This window comes from Flavobacterium aquidurense, assembly GCF_002217195.1.
In the GTDB taxonomy this organism is placed as follows: domain Bacteria; phylum Bacteroidota; class Bacteroidia; order Flavobacteriales; family Flavobacteriaceae; genus Flavobacterium; species Flavobacterium frigidimaris.
Window position 1 is genome coordinate 32,059 of sequence record NZ_MUGR01000031.1, and the last position, 17,809, is coordinate 49,867.

The following is a 17,809-nucleotide window of genomic DNA, read 5'->3' on the forward strand; positions in this document are numbered from 1 at the left end:
TTTTTTCTTTAAATTTAGAAAAAATTCCAATACAAAATTCTTTTACCTAAATTAAAATTATGAGATTTCATACCAGAAAATGGGTTAAACCCGAAGATTTAAATCCAAACGGCACTTTATTTGGCGGGAAATTATTAGCCTGGATAGACGAAGAACTGGCGTTGTACACCATCATTCAATTAGAGAATACCAGAGTAGTGACCAAATACATGTCTGAAATCAATTTTAAGAGCTCGGCCAGACAGGGAGATATTGTCGAAATTGGAATTGACGTTGTAAAATTCGGAAATACTTCTTTGGTTTTAACCTGTGCCGTCAGAAACATGATGACACGCGAAATCATCATTACAATTGATCAGACGACAATGGTTAATTTAGACGAAAACGGAAAACCAAAAGCGCATGGTAAAACGCAAATCGAATTTGTAAAAGACCGAATATAAATTTCTGCCATATAAGTGATATTAGTTCATTTAAAAACAAGCTTAGATTTTCTTACTTCACTTAAATGGTTAAAAAAAAAACACTAATGAATATCAAAACTTTATTTTTCCTTTTTCTAGTTTTAACGCTTGCTTTTTCATGCAATTCTAAAGATGAGAAGAGCCAATACAAACAGATAACTTATTACGCTGTGAACGGAAAAGATACTGCAATTTTGGCGATTAATATCAACGACAAACGGTTTTACGGTCGCTATGAAATAGTGTACCATAAAATAGGAAAGGATTCTGGAGATGTCAGAGGAGATATAAAAGGAGATACTTTAAGAGGTGATTTTCATTATATCTCCAACGGAGGCAGCTGGAAAAGAATCCCGCTGGCACTATTAAAAAAAGAAAACAAATTGTTTTTAGGAAGTGGGGTAATAGGCATATATTTCAACCTTCCGTGTTTTATGCCCGGAACTCCAATAGAATACAATAATTCGAAGTTTGTTTTTGAAGAAGTGAAAAAATAGTTTCAGGTTTTCTTTGTTTCAGGTTTCAAGTGATTAACCGCAAAGAACGCCAAGGTTTACGCAAGGTTCGCTAAGTATTTGTTCTATTCATAGACACAAAGCTTTGCGAACTTTACTTTTTCTAAAACATTAAACAGATTAAAATCTTAGCATTCTTTGCGGTAAAAATTATGTTCAAAGTTAAGTAACCTGAAACAAAGAAAACCTGAAACTAATTAAGTGGTCCAATTGTCGACGGTAATTCGAATATTTCAAGATCAAAATAGATGACAGAAGCCATCACATGATCAAAAATATCGGCCATTATATATTCGTAGTTTGCCCAGCGCTTATCGCTTGAAAAAGCATAAATTTCTAACGGAACCCCGTGTGCCGTTGATTGTAACTGACGACACATCATGTGCATGTCTTTATTCAGACCGGGATGCGTTATCAGATATTGAATAATATATTTTCTAAACAATCCCAGGTTTGTCATATTTCGGCCATTAAGCGACAGCGATTTATCGACATCACGCAAATCATTGTATTTTTCGATTTCAGCTTGTCTGGTTTCAATATACGAACTGATCAGCTGTACACGTTTCATGTGATTGAGATCATCATTATTCAAAAAACGAATACTGCTGCTTTTAATCAGAATATGTCTTTTGATACGCCTTCCGTCAGACTTTTGCATACCGCGCCAGTTCTGAAACGAATCTGAACTCAAGGCATAAGTAGGAATCGTGGTAATCGTATTATCAAAATTTCGAACTTTTACCGTTGTCAAATTGATCTCGATAACATCTCCGTCAGCACCAAATTTATCCATAGTAATCCAGTCTCCAATACGAACCATATCATTTATGGCCACCTGAACACTCGAAACAAACCCTAAAATTGTATCCCTGAAAATCAAGATAATAATTGCAGAAAGCGTTCCTAAAATCGTTAATAATTCACCTTGTTTGATTCCGAATAAAGTCGAAATAATAAGTGCTACACCAAAAATCCAGAGGACAATCATAATAACCTGAATGAAACTGTCAATTGGTTTGTCGCTGTATTCCGGCTTTTGTTTTAAATAATCGCGTAAAGCATTAAAAATCGTTCTGATGATCCATAATGAGATCAAAACGATATAGACACCCACTATTTTTCCGAAAACCGATTCCCAATACTCATACTTATCCAAAATAATAGGAACAGCTTTGTAGATAAAGAAAAACGGAATTAAATACGCAGTGTATTTTGTTGTTTTATTATGAATTAAATAATCGTCAAACTTTGTTTTGGTTTTTTGCGCAAAAATAGCCGTCAAAGTAACCAAAACAAATTTTGCGATATAATAAATGGCAAAAGCCAAAGCCACGAGAATGACTATATTAAGAATGAGGCTGATATAAGACGCAAAATTGCGGCTCATTCCCCAATCTCTGAAAAGAGGGTATAAAAAATTAAATATCTTATCCAAAAGCTTATGCATTACTTTCTAAATATTTTTTCTCAATATAAAAAGTTCCAAACGGAATAAGAGAAGCAATTTGTATGATTGCAAAAGTTTTCAAGTCCCAGTTTTGTGGTTTTCTAAGCAAAAATGCCAACAAAACATACCCTATAAACAAAATGCCATGAGCCATCCCTAACGGACGCAATAAAGTATGGTACAGTTCCGGATTATTGTTTTTGATAACGAGCATATTAGCAAATAATACTAAATAAGAGATTCCTTCTAAAATTGCGGTAACTTTGAAAATCCTGAGCATGTATATATTTTTTTAAATTTAATCAGGCAAAATTAAGTATTATGGTTGGTTTTTGCGGTATGAATCAAGAAAGTAATTTACTTTTGTAGTTATAAACTTTGATATGAGCAAACGCGATTTAAAAAAATATTTGACTGAATTAAGCAAAGAACAACTTGAAGAGCAAATTATCGAGTTGTACGAAAAATTCAGTCCCGTAAAAGTCTATTATGATTTTGCCTTCAATCCTAAAGAAGATAAACTTCTCCAGGAATCCAAGGTTAAAATTTCGCACGAGTATTTCCCCATCAGGAAACCAAATGCAAAATGGCGTCCAAAAGCAAAAATGCGTCGTTCCGTTGCACAGAAATACATCAAACATTTTATAGCATTAGGAGTTGATCCTTTTGTAATTGCTGATATTATGCTTTACAATATCGAAATAGCACAAACTTATGCATCAAATAATTTTATTAAACAGGAATTATTCTACAAAAGCATGCTGAACTCGTTCGAACAAGCTGTGAATTTCGCAATTTCTAACGGAATTTTAAGTGATTTTAGGGACCGGATTTTTGCGATTCAACAAGAAACTATTCAACAAAAATGGAAAAACAAGTATGATTTTGAGGCTATTTTAGAGAAAATTGACTTATAAAGACTTTTCTCATAAAAAATCTTATTTAAAAAAATCATTTATTTTACGTTAAAATAAGATGAATAACTGTTTTTTCGGTGTATTTTTGCAAAAATCCAAAAATAAACAATGTCTCAAAACACTTTAGAAATAGAAAGAGAAGAGAAAAAAGAACTTTATGCATACCAAAAAGGCGATATCGATGCCATTTTTGAACGTTTAGACAATGCTCCTTCGAAACATCATTTATTGTACCAATTACCTACTGGTGGCGGAAAAACAGTTATTTTTTCTGAAATCGTACGTCGTTATTTAGCCAATAATGATAAAAAGGTAGTGGTTTTAACGCACCGTATCGAACTTTGCAAACAAACCTCAAAAATGTTAAAAGGGTTTGGTGTTTCTAACAAAATCATTAACAGTAAAGTAAAGGAATTACCTGATCAAAACGAATTTTCTTGTTTTGTTGCCATGGTAGAGACTTTAAAAAACCGTATCAATGACGAAAAGTTACATCTTGACAACATTGGTTTGGTTATTATCGATGAAGCACATTACAATTCATTCAGAAAATTATTAAATTCATTCAAAAATGCTTTTATCCTAGGGGTAACAGCAACACCTTTGAGTTCGAATATAAAATTACCAATGCACCAGAGTTACGATGAACTTATTGTGGGAGACACCATTAGTTCATTGATCGACAAAGGTTTCCTTGCCAGAGCAACAACTTACAGTTATGATGTTGGATTGACATCCCTAAAAGTAGGTATCAACGGAGATTATACCGTAAAATCATCAGATGATCTTTATACGAATACCATCATGCAGGAAAAATTGCTGCACGCGTATACAGAACGTTCGTTAGGCAAAAAAACGCTGATTTTCAACAATGGTATCCATACTTCATTATATGTGTATGAAACGTTTAGAGAGGCAGGTTACGACATCAGACACCTTGATAATACAAGCAGTTCTGAAGAACGTAAAGATATTTTGGCCTGGTTCAAGAAAACACCGGATGCAATTTTGACATCTGTTGGAATCTTAACTACCGGTTTCGATGAACCTACAGTTGAAACTATTATTCTTAACAGAGCAACAAAATCACTGACATTGTATTACCAAATGATTGGTCGTGGATCCCGTAAATTACCTGGTAAAGACGAGTTTACAGTGATTGATTTAGGTAATAATGCAGCACGTTTTGGTTTATGGAGTGAGCCTGTAAACTGGCAGCATATCTTTAAATCACCTGAGTTTTATTTAGAAAACCTTCGTGATGATACTGAAATCGAATTGTACTTCAAATACAGTATGCCACCGGAATTGCGTGCTAAATTCGCCAAAACAGCAGATGTTACTTTTGATGTTGATGAAGAACACAAACTCATCATCAAGCAAAATTTACGTTCAAAAGTAGTTTTAGACAAATCATTAGAACAACACGCAGCAATGTGTGTCGATAATACAGAAACGCTGCAAGAAGCAAAATCATTAGGAAAAGAACTTGACGATGATATCGATTGCCGTATCAAGCGCTATTCTAAATGTTTAAGCCAATGTAGTAAAAATTACCGAGAATGGCTGGTTGACGATTATAAGCTAAAACTAGTACTTTTAATAGGTAAAAAGTATCGCGAAAAAATCATGAACGAACCGGACGAAGATTAAAAAATCTGTTTCAAGTTTTTATTCTGAACGTTTTTTAGTTTCAAGTTTCAAGTTTCAGGTTTCAGGTTTCAGGTTGTCACGCTGAGCGATCCCGATAGCTATCTGGAGAATCGTGCGTTCCAATTGGAATTTGGGATTTCAATAATTAAGAAGCTATTCCTGCTGTCCACTGTGTCTTTTTCCGGCTAAAGAAGCCAAAAAAAGGATGCCGCTCCCATCAGGGCTAGGGGCTTAGGATTCATAATAAGTAACATCATCCCGATAGCTATCGGGACTAAAATTTAAAAGTTTCAGGTTTCATGTTTCANNTGAAACATGAAACCTGAAACAAAAAAACAAAAATATAGTATGTCTAAACAATTCTCATCATTAGGAATTTCAGCACCAATTTTAAAAGCGTTAAGCGAATTGAACATTGTTGAACCAACAGAAATTCAACAAAAAACAATTCCATTGCTTTTATCTGAAAGCCATGATGTTGTAGGTTTAGCTAAAACCGGAACCGGTAAAACGGCCGCTTTTGGATTACCGTTATTACAACTAATCGATACTGAATCTTCAATTGTTCAGGCTGTAATTTTGGTACCAACCAGAGAACTTGGACAACAGATATTCAGAAATTTAGAAGATTTCGGAAAACACATTCCAAACATTTCTATAGCTGCAACTTGTGGCGGAATCCCAATAAAACCTCAAATAGAGCGTTTATCACAACCTACACATATTGTTGTAGCAACACCGGGACGTTTAATCGATTTGATTCAGCGTAAAGCAATCAACTTAAAACAAACCCAATATTTAGTATTAGACGAAGCCGATGAAATGGTTTCGATTCTAAAAGAAAGTTTGGACGAAATAGTAGCCGAACTTCCTGAAAAACACCGCACCTTGCTGTTCTCTGCTACTTTGCCGGGAACAATCAAGCAATTAATTCAAAACTACTTAGACAAAAATGTAGTTCAGGTTAGCGCCGATATGGAAACTGTAGGAAACCAGGGAATCGATCACGAATATATTGTAGTAGATCCGATTGAAAAGCTGGATGTATTAATGCATTTTTTGAATTCTAAAGAAGGAGAACGCGGAATTATCTTCTGCAAAACCAAAGCGGCAGTAAACAAATTAGCTAAAAACTTAGCGATTAATCGTTTTTCTTCAGGAGCACTTCACGGTAGTTTATCGCAGGGAATTCGTGACAGAATCATGGAACAATTTCGTGAAGGACATATCAATATTCTGGTTGCAACCGATTTAGCAGCAAGAGGAATCGACGTAAAAGAAATCTCTTATGTCGTAAATTATCATTTGCCGGATACGTATGAAAATTACGTTCACCGTAGCGGAAGAACGGCAAGGGCAGGGGCAAAAGGCCTTTCTTTAACCGTCTTACAAGAAGAAGAAACAGCTGAAATCCCGGAATTCGAAAAAGAATTAGGTATTAAATTTACCCAGTTCCAAAAACCTTCGGTAGTAAGTTTAGAAGAAAACAATACACTTTTGTGGGCGAAACAAATCTTCAAAACAAAACCCAATCACGATATTTCAGATGATTTAAAAACAAAGGTAAAAACTGTTTTTCATCATCTTACCAAAGATGAATTAATTGAAAAATTGCTTGCCAGTTATGTTTTACAAAACAAAGTCGAAGTAATCGAAAAACCTGTTAAAAAATTCAAAAAGTAACATTCTAAATTATTATTCTTCATAGTTTCTGTTGTATTTTTATAGGGTATTCTAAACCTTAAAAAAACAACAGAAAGTTACCTATGGAAACTATTGAAATAAAAAGAATAACAGTACAGGAGCTCGATCAATTGAAAGAAATTGGCCGAAAAACTTTTCATGAAACATTTTCAGAATCAAATGATGACGAAAACATGAAAAAGTATCTCGATGAAAAATTTTCCAGTGATAAACTAATAGAAGAACTTAACAACACTGATTCTGAATTTTATTTTGCTACGCTTGAGAATGATGTAATTGGTTATTTAAAAGTAAACTTCGGAGAATCCCAAACCGAATTAAAAGACGATACAGCACTGGAAATTGAAAGAATCTACGTTTCAAAAGAATTTCACGGAAAAAAAGTCGGGCAATTACTTTACGAAAAAGCAATACAGATAGCAAAAGACAAAAATGTTCACTATGTATGGTTAGGTGTTTGGGAGAATAATGTGAGAGCAATTTCTTTTTATACAAAAAATGGTTTTGTCGAATTTGACAAGCATATTTTTAAATTAGGAGATGATGAGCAAATTGACATTATGATGAGATTAGAATTGGCCAATTAATTCCATGAAAATTTAAAAGAAAACTCAAATTGGGTTTTGTATATGGAATTATAATGTTAAATTTATAGGTCTGCTCAGGCAGGACAATTTTAATCACGAATCCTACTTAAAAAACAATACATATGAAGATAGTCATCATAGGAGGTGGTTTTGCAGGAATAAATCTCGCAAAAGAGCTTGTAAACCATCCTCAGATCCAAGTAACACTAGTAGACAAAAACAATTACAACTTTTTTCCACCACTTATATATCAGGTTGCTACCGCTTTTTTAGAACCATCAAGTATCAGTTATCCATTTAGAAAATTCTTTGCAGGCAAAAAAAACCTGCAATTTCGTTTGGGCGAATTACTTTCTGTAGTTCCTGCTGAAAATAAAATAATCCTCAACAACGGTGAATTAACTTACGATCACCTGGTTTTTGCTACAGGAGCTGAAACCAGTTATTTTGGTATGGAAAACGTGATGAAAAACGCTATTCCGATGAAAACCTTAAACGATGCCATCGAAATGCGTAATACACTGCTTAAAAACCTTGAAAAAGCTGCCATTACCAAAGACATACGCAAACGCCGTAAACTATTAACGATTGTTGTTGCCGGGGGAGGACCGACAGGAGTAGAGGTTTCAGGAATGTTTGCCGAAATGCGTAAAAATATCCTTCTAAAGGAATATCCGGAGTTAGAAACATCAGCCAGTAATGTGTATTTGGTCGATGGGGGAGACGCACTACTCGCTCCGATGAGCAAAGCTTCGCAAGAAGACACATTAGATGCCCTTACCAAATTAGGAGTTGTAGTCAAACTGCACACCCGCGTAGTAGATTATGTTGATGATACGGTACATTTTGAAAATGGAGAAACCATCAAAACCAAAAATCTAATTTGGGCTGCCGGAGTTTCGGCTAAAATATTTGAAGGAATCCCAAAAGAAAGTTACGGCCGCGGACGACGCATGGCAACAGATCAGTATAATAAAGTTGACGGGCTTATTAATATTTATGCCATTGGTGATACCGCAATTACAGCCGGAGACAAAAACTTTCCGGACGGACATCCGCAAGTTGCTCAGGTAGCCATTCAGCAAGGATTAAACTTAGCTAAAAACTTTAAAGCATTAGCTCAGAACAAACCATTAAAACCATTTGCCTACAACGACAAAGGCTCTATGGCAATCATTGGAAAAAATAAAGCCGTAGTTGATTTACCAAGTCCAAAATGGCATTTTAAAGGTTTTTTTGCATGGGTTATCTGGCTGTTTATCCACTTGATATCTTTAATTACTTACAGAAACAGATTAAACACATTCTGGAACTGGATGGTTGCTTATTTTGCAAGAGACCAATCACTGAGAATGATCATCAGACCGGACAAGAGATCTTAGAAATTTATAAATTCTAATTTTTTGAAATTGCTTCGCCTGTTCGCTATCGTCTGGGCCCAAATTCTGAAAGATTGAGAATGTTAATTGAACATAAAAAAGCCAGAATTATTAAAATTCTGGCTTTTTTTCATACTGTTTAGAATATAACTTAAAGAACCTAATTCGTCCAGTTTATCATTTCTACCAAAGGAGAAATCAGACTAGTTTACTTATTTTTTTATTGGATTTTATTATCGAATCCCTTCGAATTTATTTTCTTTAGTGTACAACCAAAACGTCATCATCAGCTGAAACTTCAACTTTTTCTTTGATAAAACGTTTTCCGATATTCAAAACAATAAACGCTATAATTGTGGTTGTCGTCATAATTAGAACCATTGGTGCTACAGAATCTTTTACAAAAATTCCAACCGCAAACGAAGCCAAAGCTCCTAAACCTAACTGAATCGCTCCCATTAAAGCTGAAGCACTTCCTGCGTTTTTAGCAAAAGGAGCCATTGTAAGTCCGGCAGTATTGGGATTTGAAATTCCCAGACATCCTAAAAACAAAAAAAGCATTGCAATAGTTTCGTACAATCCCAATAGATTATTTACGGAAAGTATCAGGAAAACAACAGCAACCACAGATTGTGTAATCAGCGCCCCGAAAATCATCTGTTCACTTGAAAACTTTTTCAATAATACAGAATTCAACTGACTGGAACCAATAAAACTAACGGACATAAAAGCAAAAATCCATCCGTAGGTTTTAGCATCTACGTGGTAAATATCCATAAAAATGATAGGGGAGGCCGCGACATATGTAAATAAGCCTGAAAAAGCAATAGAACCCGTAAACGCATAAGTGAAAAACTGAGGCTCTTTAAGTACTTTTAGGAAATTTGCAACAATAGGTTTTGGTTTTAACGAAATGGAAGTATCAGGTTTATAACTGTTTGGTAATCCAACCATGGCAGCAATTAAGATAGCAATTCCCATACACATTAAAATAAAAAATACGGTATGCCATCCATAATCTTCTGTAACATAACCGCCAATTGTTGGTGCCAACATTGGAGAAAGCCCCAAAACCAGCATTAATAAAGAGAAAACTTTCGGAATATCTTTTACCGGAAACAAATCCCTGACCATTGCCACAGAAGCAACTGTTGCTGCACAACTACCAATAGCCTGAACGAATCGTAAAAGAATAAACGAATCAATATCAGTTACATAAACACAGCCCAGCGAAGCTAATATATAAACCAAAAGCCCAATAAATAAAGGTTTTTTTCGCCCAAAACGATCTAATAATGGTCCGTAAAGTAATTGTCCGGCTGAAATTCCGATAAAATAACTGGATAAACTCATAGAAACTTTTGCGACCGTAGTGTGTAAATCCTTTGCTATTCCTGAGAAACCAGGCAAATACATATCGATTGAAAAAGGGCCAAGTGCAGTCAAAGAACCTAAAATAAGTATAAGTTTAATGTATTTTTTTGTTGTCATTTTCTTAAAAAGTTGCATTTCATTTCCTGCAAAGGTAAATATTTACTACCTTGTTATATAATTAAACGTCTTTTTATATAAATAGCGCGTTAAATGCAATACCACTTGAATTTCAAAACTAATTCAGTATTAATCCTAAAATTTAAAAATTTATGAAAAATTTCACTTTACTATTAGCCCTTATTTTTACGTCAATTTCATTTGCTCAGACGATTACGTCTAAAAAAGAAGATGCAAGCCCTGAACAATATGCGCTTCTTCAAAAAGTTAACCAATATTATCCGGATATAACTTTAAACAAATCAGTTACTAATTTTTATGCTGACGGCACAATTATCGACACACAGCAGGAATTCAATCTGGACACCTCTAAATTTTCAAGCTACAAAATTGGAATTGAGCCGGATAACAAAAAATTATTATTCGAATACGTTTCTGACGAAACCGGAAAAGTTTACGGAGATGTTACCATTTTTAAAGGAAACGCACTGAGAACTACTTTTTCGGAAAAAAACAATGAAATAAACGTAGCATTAAATGGAAAATCAGTTTATTTGAAAAAAATCAAGTAATATAATTTTTACTTAAAAGAAAAGCATTCGCCATAGCGAATGCTTTTTTGCTTTATATTTGAAACCATATTTATTTAATAAATGATTATAATGAAAAAAGTTATTTTATTGCTGTTAATTTCTATTTCAACATACGCTCAAACCAATAGATTCACAGGAACATGGAGCACGGAAAATTGTAAAGACTGCAGCAAAGAATATGTTTTAAAACTGAATATGGCGCAATCAAACAGCAAAATTTTCGGAACTGCAGAAATTACAAGTGACAATGAAAAATTTGTTACCGGCGTTATGGAAATTACCGGATATGTATACGCGCTTGGCGAAAAAGCCCAAATTAACATCAAATCAGCAAATGGCGCTGTAAGCGCGGTTCTTTATGCAAAAGAAGGAGTTCTGCAATTTACTAAACGCGGCGGTTCAGATTTAGTTCCTAAAGAAACGATTCTCACAAAGTTATACGATTAAAAAGCATGAATTCGACTCGAAAGCCCCTCTTTAATAAGATAGCATAATTTGAACTATAATTTATAGAATGTACCACTAAATCTACACTTTGCCACTTTTTGGCAACAAAAACGAAACAATTTCTTACATCATAGACTTATTTTTTAATTAAAATAAACCACTATGACCCAAAGACAATTATTACAGGCTCAAACCAAAATTGAGCTTAATTATCAAGATTTTTTATTAAAAGTTCAGGCAATGAACCATAATAAGAAGATTGATATTAAAAATTTCACAAGAACAATCTCCCCGTTCTTTAAAACAGTTCAATTAAAAAACTTATTCTTCATTCGATTTAAAGGAACTGAAAATTCTATTAGACTTCAATTATTACCTCTTACGTGTAATAATATGCATGTTTTAGAAATAACTTCTGCAAAACACAGAACTAAGGTTTTTACATTCTGTGTGCAATCTCACAAGCATTTACTTGAAAAACTAATTAAACACGATCTAGTGTAATGATTGAGTTTTTAAAACCTTTTGTTCCAGTTGATTATCAATTGAACGAAAAAACGTTTTACCACTACTTAAAAACGTTAGCGCAAAAAGAGTACACGAGCCACATGTTAAGCCTTACCACTTATGAAAAAGGTTTATCGCTAATTGTATATCATCCAAAAACTACAGTAGTAAACTACTATAAATGGATAGATGTAAAAGACATAATAGATGTTTATTTCAATAAACGATATGTTGTTTTAAAACAATTAGAAATACAATTTTAGTTCAAAAAAAGTTGCCGTAGGGTATAACGGCAACCAACTCACTCAAACCTACGCAAAAACCATGATTACATATAAGGAACGTCACCAATTAAGGAAACGTCAAAAAAACCAGCCCCAAGAAAATACGCTAATAAATATCGATTATCTCATTGTCAATTTAGACGGTCAACCTTTCGGAGAGTTTCCCGAATTATCAGATTTCAAAATGCAACCCTATGACTATGGTACAAAAATATTTTCTATCCGTTCAGATGTATATTACAAAAACGAGAAAATAGGGCAATACTTAGCAAGTCCTAGAAGTGCAATTATTGATGCAAATTTGGCTCAACTACAATTTGAAAACCATTTATTCTATACTAAAACCCCAAACGAATTAAGAGAATTATTAGAAAACTTCTGTGATGAAACAAACTACAATTTCAAATCAATTAACCGCTTGGACATCTGCCTTGATAAGTCTGATCTCAACAATAGCTATCGTAATTTATATAATAATATCATGTCAGGTAATTACCTTATTTCAGGGCGTCCGAAAAATATTCAATCCTATTTTGAAACGTTTAAAGGTAAATCCATACTTAACGGCTTTCAAGTCGGAAAAAGAACATCTGATAAAATAATTCGATGCTACAATAAAACACTTTCGTTACAATTAACAGAAAAGCCATATATCAATGAGTATTACGCAAGTAATGGCTTGAAAAACGATAACGTTTGGCGTTTTGAATACCAGTTAAATAGTGCATTTTTTAGAGGTCTGCAAGAAAATTCAAAAGCGGATTTAACTACAAGTCAAGCTATGACTTGGAATATATTCGATAAAAATATGCTTTATGAATTGTTGCAAATTGCAAACAAAGGCTTTTTCGAATTACGAGAGAATACAGGCAAAAGTCAAATAAACAAAGAAAAAGAAATAGTGCTTTTCGATTTCCAATTTCTACAAAAACAGATAGCTAAATTTTCTCCAATTGTAAAACGCTACAAGAAAATTCATTTATCTACAACAACAATTAAAAAACGTCTTGCAAAATCTCTATTTAGAGAATATTACTCTAACAATCAAGAAGTAAGTTTCATTGTAGCATTAAATCTTTTATTAGAAGATATTGACCTTACAAGCGATAAAAAACTTTTAAACTGGTTCAATAACAAGTGTAGATTCTATCTACATGAATTTAGAACTAAAGAAAAAATACAAAATATTTTTGATTTTAAATTATTTGAAGAACATCAACTTTTATTTCTATAAGCCATGAAAACACAAAATACAAGCCAAAAAGTTACAAAAACTCAGTTAATGCACATTCTTGAAGTTAGTTATCCAACTGCAAGAAAAGAGTATCAAATTATATTAGATAGTCTAGCACTAAAAAGGAAATACTTAATGATTTCTGATTTAATTGAGTACAAAATTCTTTCTTGAAATGGAAAAAAATGAAAAAAAATAGAAAGGAATAGAAAGAATTAGAAAACGTCAAATGATAGTTGCAATAACCTTTGTGAAAGAAATTAAACAAATAAAATTTATAACAAATGAAAATTGCAACTATTACAGGCGTAACAAAATCGCCAGAATTAACGGTAACAAAATCAATCGGCTCTTTGATTATTTCAAGCGATTTGGCTTTATCGGGTTTAACTACTGAAAAAATCAGTGTTTATATTGAGCGTGGAAACGGTTCAAATGTCATTTTAGCAAACAAAGTGTTGCTTAAAGATTTCATTTTAGCAAGTACTTACGGTACTGAAAACACTCAATCTGACGACGATAACGCTCTAATTGCTTTATGTGAAATAGCGGACGAAGGTTCAGTTTTTCTTGCTGAAAAAGAAAGTATTAAAATAGTTTTAGAGGATTTAATTGCAGGCAAACGTTACGATTTGCACGGAATTGAAGAGCCTGTAGCTACTAACAACTTGTATTTTTTCGAACAAAAAACAGTTGCTTCTGAGGAATTTAACAAAAAAATCGATGTTCAGGGATTTGATTTAGCAATCATGACAGTTGATGAAACAGTAAGTGATTTGTCTTATCAATTTCAAAACGGTCAAGTTGTAAAATATCTTCCATTTGAATTGCAAACATTAAGTCGTGATATCGACCCAATTCAGGCAGTTCTTGCAGATGGAAAAGTTTTACAAGGCTTATCTGATAGACTAACATTGCCTTTAGTGGCTGTGGTTGGTATTGAGATTAATAAATCTCAGGGAGCGGTTATTAATTTCGTCGTAAGGGCGCTTAAAACAGTATAATTATGGGATTTTTTAAAAAAATTGGAACAGCGATTAAGAAAAACGTTTCGTTTAAAAATCTTGTAAAAGTCGCTACTCCTATAATGGGTGCTATTCCTTTTGTAGGTGGCGCAGTTCAAAGCATATCACAGAATTTGCAAGATGCTCACGAAGCCAAAAAAGCAAATAATCAAGCGCAAGCTGAATATAATCAGCAACAAGCTTTAGCTGTCGCAAGTCAAACGGCTGGTGCTGTAGCAAATGCAGGTGCTAATATTTTCGGTAAAGCTGTGATGACTGGTGTAAATGATGGACTTTCAGCAGGATTTGTCGAGGGTAGCGGTCAGGTTGGTTCTACCATTGTAACCAGTACTATAAAAGTATGGTTTCAAAGAAATTGGAAAATTGTTCTTGGTGCTGTCGCTGGTCTTATAGCATTGATTTGGTTTATAAGAAGCGACCGTAACAATTCAGGAAAAAGAGTTGCAAAAAGACGATAAGCCAAAAAATTACTATCGAATCTATCTTTTAGTATTCTTGATAGATTCGGCAGTAATAATCTTAAAAAAATTGGCGGAAATCATACTATTAATTAAACACATTATAAAGTAATGGCACAAGGTAAGAAAAGCTATAATTCTAATAATCAGAATTATAACAACAACAATAATCAACAAAAAGTAAAGCACTCAGGTGCTAAAAATACAACTTATACACCGTCAACGGGTCCGAATAAAGGAGTTGAGCAACATTTAACAACTGGTTGGAGATTGTCAAAAGGCGAATTGATTTCAATCAAATGTGTAACAACTTCAAAATCTCAACTTTCAGAAAAAGGTTGGTTTGGTTCTGTAGCATGTACATTCACTAATACCAAAACTGGTGTTCAATCATTTCATTGGGGAACTATGCAAAAAAATGGTGGTAAGGTAGTAATTGACGGAATGGCATTTGTCATTAATCCACGTGCAAAAAACGGAGGTTACGCAGGTACATTTTTACGCTCGAACTAATGTTTAAGGTAATATTAAAATTTCTCCCTCTGATACTTCATGAGGGGGTTGATTTACTCAAAGAGTATTTAGAAAAAAGAAAACAACTTAAAGAAACTAAAAAATGAAAAGTTTAAAAACGATTTTATCCGTTATAGGAATTATAGTAAAATATGGTGCTGTTGTTACTGCAATTTTGAAAGGTATTCAGGTTGTATCTGACGAATTGGAAAAACTTGATTTAGGTAAAGAAGAAACTAAAACTTCTTCTCGTCCTCTACAAGTACAGGACGAATCTTTAATAACTGAAACACATGAGTAGTTATTTAGGTAGAAAAGATTTATCAAGAGGTGTTAGAAATAACAATCCGGGTAACTTGGTTTTAACCAATATTGCTTGGCAAGGAAAAATTCCAAACAGTCAAAATACTGATAAGCATTTTGAGCAGTTTACAGAAGTGAAATTTGGTATTCGTGCAATGTTGCGAGATTTAACAAATGACATTGATAAAGGCAAAAATACTGTTAGAAAATTGATAACAGAATATGCTCCGCCTTTCGAAAACGATACTCAAAAATATATAGAAGTAATTTCTAAAGCAGTTGGATTAGCACCTGACCAAACGATTAAAATTGTAGATGCAAAATTCTACCTAGTAATTGCAAGGGCTATTATAGTGCATGAAAACGGTGCGGATGCTTCTTTAATTTACGATTCAGACATTCAGGATGCTATTGACATTATGGGAGATTATAACCTTTCAGGTGTTACAGTAACAGCCAAAAAGAAATTCAAATTCAATTATTTGATTATTCCTGTACTACTTTTTTTTTATACTGTTTACAGCGTTACAGTCTAAACAAACGCCCAAAAAGATAAAAATTATTAATTCAAAATTTAAACAAGATGTTAGATAAAATCAAACTTTTTTACGCAAACAATAAAACTATTGCAAATGTTGTACTAGTTGCTTTAGCAGGGTTTTTAGCTTATAAATTATTCAAGAAAAAATAAGCAATGGCTCAAAGAGAGATAACAAATAGAACAAAGAGCCAAGCCAATACAGTTTGGCTCTTTGACTTTCTGCAAAAATATTGGATTCTTATTACTGGTATAATTGTGTTTTATCCATTATTAAAAAAATGGTACGATAAGTTTACACAAGATGCTGAGGAAAAAGAACTTGAAAACGCAGAAAAGGATTTAAAAATTGCTGTTTCGAATCCAATCACTAAAGAAATTGAATTGAACAAAATTACAAATCGTAAAGAAGTTCATGACATAGCAGAATCTTTAGCGGTATGGTTAGGTACAAATAAGCAAACAAAAGATTCTCCTTGGTATACTTGGATAACTGAACCAATGTCAAATTTCGAAAACGAAAAGGAGACTATAAACGAGTTATTGAAAGTAAGACAGACAACTACAGTTCCTTTAGTTATAGCTTGTTATTATGTGATTACAAGACGTGATTTAAAAGCGGATTTGAAAAAATATTTATCAACTTCGGACTTGAAGAAAGTTCCATTATTTAATTAAAACGATATGAATTTTATACAATATATTGACGACAGTTATGCTGTAAAAGTAAAGGAAATTCCTTACTACGATGAACAGGGCTACGCCGTAAAAGATATTGAAACACCATTTTTTATTTTATCGTTATTCATTGATAATAAACGTGTTAACGGTGTTCGTTTCAATAATTACGATAGCTTACCTATGCTCTCAGTTATAAATGATTTAGGTAATGTCGACTTAAACGTAATTCCCGAAAATTATTTTGCTACAGCTTACACAGAGATTTTTCTTGCCGTTCCTTATAGTGCTGGCGCAGGTGTTGAAATTTCAAACTTTAATGACTTTCAAAAGAAGCCATTACGTTTTTTAAAAGAATACAAATTACCTCAATTTAGATTGGATGGTAGATTTTCACAAGGTTCAGGCTATGCCTACGATAGTAGAGTTTATTCTTTACTTAAATTGAGTACAATTCAATCTGATAATAAATTCTATACAGCATTTTATGATACATATAGAAATGGTACTCATGTTGATAATTTAGAGTTTCAAGGAGATAATCCAAATTATATTAGAAACGGCTATGATTTAGTTACGTCTTTCCCAGTTCAGAATAACGGTAATATTGTTCAGTTTGGAGATTTTTATGTAAAAATGACTACAACTAAACCGTATCCTTATGGTCTTAGTGTATTTTTATTCACAGATATAAGAACTAATGAATTTTGGTTTTATGTAAATTATATAGAGCAGGGGACTAGCATTATTAAAAAAGGGGAGTTCGATATGTCAACATTTGTTTGTGTAAATGGAGGTTTTAAAATTAAAAATCTCATGCATGAGGTAGAGATACAAATCACAAATATTTATGGCTAATAATACTCCAACGCCTTACAGCTGTACAATCTTTAATAAAGATAAATCTATAAGACCTATAAAAGTTGAGTTTTGTAAATCAATCTTTTATCTGCATAATTGGTGTAAAAATGTTGGATTTGATTATCATTACATTAATATTTACAACCGGAAAACAGGTAATTATATTGCTAGACAATATTTCAATGATTATATAATAGATAAGCCTTTG

Annotated in this window: 23 protein-coding genes; 20 read left to right on the plus strand and 3 right to left on the minus strand. The window is 33.1% G+C overall.

Annotated features, from left to right (window positions below; all coding sequences use genetic code 11):
- Positions 1-59: 59 nt before the first annotated feature.
- On the plus strand, positions 60-443 hold the full coding sequence (locus B0A67_RS16125; protein WP_072963332.1) for an acyl-CoA thioesterase: 384 nt from the start codon (positions 60-62) through the stop codon (positions 441-443).
- A gap of 86 nt (positions 444-529) precedes the next feature.
- Positions 530-961: a hypothetical protein gene (locus tag B0A67_RS16130; protein ID WP_072963586.1), complete on the plus strand. Its 432-nt coding sequence runs from the start codon at positions 530-532 to the stop codon at positions 959-961.
- 211 nt (positions 962-1,172) lie between these two features.
- Here B0A67_RS16130 and B0A67_RS16135 read toward each other — a convergent pair whose 3' ends face one another.
- Both B0A67_RS16135 and B0A67_RS16140 read right to left on the minus strand, forming a co-directional pair.
- Positions 1,173-2,429, minus strand: a complete 1,257-nt coding sequence (locus tag B0A67_RS16135) for a mechanosensitive ion channel family protein (RefSeq protein ID WP_072963336.1) — start codon at positions 2,427-2,429, stop codon at positions 1,173-1,175.
- Positions 2,422-2,709, minus strand: coding sequence for a DUF3817 domain-containing protein (locus B0A67_RS16140; protein ID WP_072963340.1), 288 nt, complete (start codon positions 2,707-2,709; stop codon positions 2,422-2,424). Before B0A67_RS16140 ends, B0A67_RS16135 begins: the two co-directional genes overlap by 8 nt.
- 103 nt (positions 2,710-2,812) lie before the next feature.
- Here B0A67_RS16140 and B0A67_RS16145 point away from each other — a divergent pair, with 103 nt between their 5' ends.
- The 5 genes from B0A67_RS16145 (at position 2,813) to B0A67_RS16165 (ending at position 8,672) form a co-directional block, all read left to right on the plus strand.
- A complete protein-coding gene (locus B0A67_RS16145) occupies positions 2,813-3,346 on the plus strand; it encodes a DUF6155 family protein (RefSeq protein ID WP_072963343.1) in 534 nt (177 codons plus the stop codon).
- 108 nt (positions 3,347-3,454) lie between these two features.
- Positions 3,455-4,999: a DEAD/DEAH box helicase gene (locus tag B0A67_RS16150; protein ID WP_072963346.1), complete on the plus strand. Its 1,545-nt coding sequence runs from the start codon at positions 3,455-3,457 to the stop codon at positions 4,997-4,999.
- Positions 5,000-5,347: 348 nt separating this feature from the next.
- Positions 5,348-6,682 carry a DEAD/DEAH box helicase gene (locus B0A67_RS16155; RefSeq protein WP_072963588.1) on the plus strand — a complete coding sequence of 445 codons (1,335 nt, stop codon included), beginning with the start codon at positions 5,348-5,350 and terminating at the stop codon, positions 6,680-6,682.
- Between the two features lie 83 nt (positions 6,683-6,765).
- Positions 6,766-7,290, plus strand: coding sequence for a GNAT family N-acetyltransferase (locus B0A67_RS16160; RefSeq protein WP_072963349.1), 525 nt, complete (start codon positions 6,766-6,768; stop codon positions 7,288-7,290).
- 122 nt (positions 7,291-7,412) lie between these two features.
- Positions 7,413-8,672: an NAD(P)/FAD-dependent oxidoreductase gene (locus B0A67_RS16165; RefSeq protein WP_072963352.1), complete on the plus strand. Its 1,260-nt coding sequence runs from the start codon at positions 7,413-7,415 to the stop codon at positions 8,670-8,672.
- Positions 8,673-8,930: 258 nt separating this feature from the next.
- Here the strand turns inward: B0A67_RS16165 and B0A67_RS16170 are convergent, their stop codons facing one another.
- Positions 8,931-10,160, minus strand: a complete 1,230-nt coding sequence (locus B0A67_RS16170; protein WP_072963355.1) for a multidrug effflux MFS transporter — start codon at positions 10,158-10,160, stop codon at positions 8,931-8,933.
- A 152-nt stretch (positions 10,161-10,312) separates the two neighbouring features.
- Between B0A67_RS16170 and B0A67_RS16175 the strand changes: the two genes are divergently transcribed.
- From B0A67_RS16175 to B0A67_RS25015, 13 genes are all read left to right on the plus strand, one after another.
- The gene (locus B0A67_RS16175) at positions 10,313-10,732 is read left to right on the plus strand and encodes a hypothetical protein (RefSeq protein WP_072963358.1); all 420 of its coding nucleotides are present in this window, start codon (positions 10,313-10,315) and stop codon (positions 10,730-10,732) included.
- Positions 10,733-10,822: 90 nt separating this feature from the next.
- A complete protein-coding gene (locus tag B0A67_RS16180) occupies positions 10,823-11,200 on the plus strand; it encodes a hypothetical protein (protein ID WP_072963361.1) in 378 nt (125 codons plus the stop codon).
- A gap of 162 nt (positions 11,201-11,362) precedes the next feature.
- Entirely contained in the window at positions 11,363-11,704 is a 342-nt protein-coding gene (locus tag B0A67_RS16185; protein WP_072963365.1) for a hypothetical protein, read from the plus strand.
- Positions 11,704-11,970: a hypothetical protein gene (locus B0A67_RS16190; protein WP_072963368.1), complete on the plus strand. Its 267-nt coding sequence runs from the start codon at positions 11,704-11,706 to the stop codon at positions 11,968-11,970. Before B0A67_RS16185 ends, B0A67_RS16190 begins: the two co-directional genes overlap by 1 nt.
- Before the next feature lie 61 nt (positions 11,971-12,031).
- The gene (locus tag B0A67_RS16195; protein WP_072963371.1) at positions 12,032-13,225 is read left to right on the plus strand and encodes a hypothetical protein; all 1,194 of its coding nucleotides are present in this window, start codon (positions 12,032-12,034) and stop codon (positions 13,223-13,225) included.
- 284 nt (positions 13,226-13,509) lie between these two features.
- Positions 13,510-14,229, plus strand: a complete 720-nt coding sequence (locus B0A67_RS16200; protein ID WP_072963374.1) for a hypothetical protein — start codon at positions 13,510-13,512, stop codon at positions 14,227-14,229.
- 2 nt (positions 14,230-14,231) lie between these two features.
- Positions 14,232-14,708 (plus strand): hypothetical protein, encoded by a 477-nt coding sequence (locus tag B0A67_RS16205; RefSeq protein WP_072963376.1) that lies wholly within the window; start codon positions 14,232-14,234, stop codon positions 14,706-14,708.
- A gap of 111 nt (positions 14,709-14,819) precedes the next feature.
- The gene (locus B0A67_RS16210; protein ID WP_072963379.1) at positions 14,820-15,221 is read left to right on the plus strand and encodes a hypothetical protein; all 402 of its coding nucleotides are present in this window, start codon (positions 14,820-14,822) and stop codon (positions 15,219-15,221) included.
- A 103-nt stretch (positions 15,222-15,324) separates the two neighbouring features.
- On the plus strand, positions 15,325-15,522 hold the full coding sequence (locus B0A67_RS16215; RefSeq protein WP_072963382.1) for a hypothetical protein: 198 nt from the start codon (positions 15,325-15,327) through the stop codon (positions 15,520-15,522).
- The gene (locus B0A67_RS16220; protein WP_072963385.1) at positions 15,515-16,060 is read left to right on the plus strand and encodes a hypothetical protein; all 546 of its coding nucleotides are present in this window, start codon (positions 15,515-15,517) and stop codon (positions 16,058-16,060) included. The genes B0A67_RS16215 and B0A67_RS16220 overlap by 8 nt, the downstream gene beginning before the upstream one ends.
- Before the next feature lie 158 nt (positions 16,061-16,218).
- Complete coding sequence (locus B0A67_RS16225) at positions 16,219-16,740, plus strand: hypothetical protein (RefSeq protein ID WP_072963390.1); 522 nt, start codon at positions 16,219-16,221, stop codon at positions 16,738-16,740.
- A 6-nt stretch (positions 16,741-16,746) separates the two neighbouring features.
- On the plus strand, positions 16,747-17,598 hold the full coding sequence (locus B0A67_RS16230; RefSeq protein ID WP_072963393.1) for a hypothetical protein: 852 nt from the start codon (positions 16,747-16,749) through the stop codon (positions 17,596-17,598).
- Positions 17,591-17,809 (plus strand): hypothetical protein (locus B0A67_RS25015; RefSeq protein ID WP_207557353.1); only part of this gene is annotated, 219 nt, incomplete at its 3' end. The genes B0A67_RS16230 and B0A67_RS25015, both read left to right, overlap by 8 nt.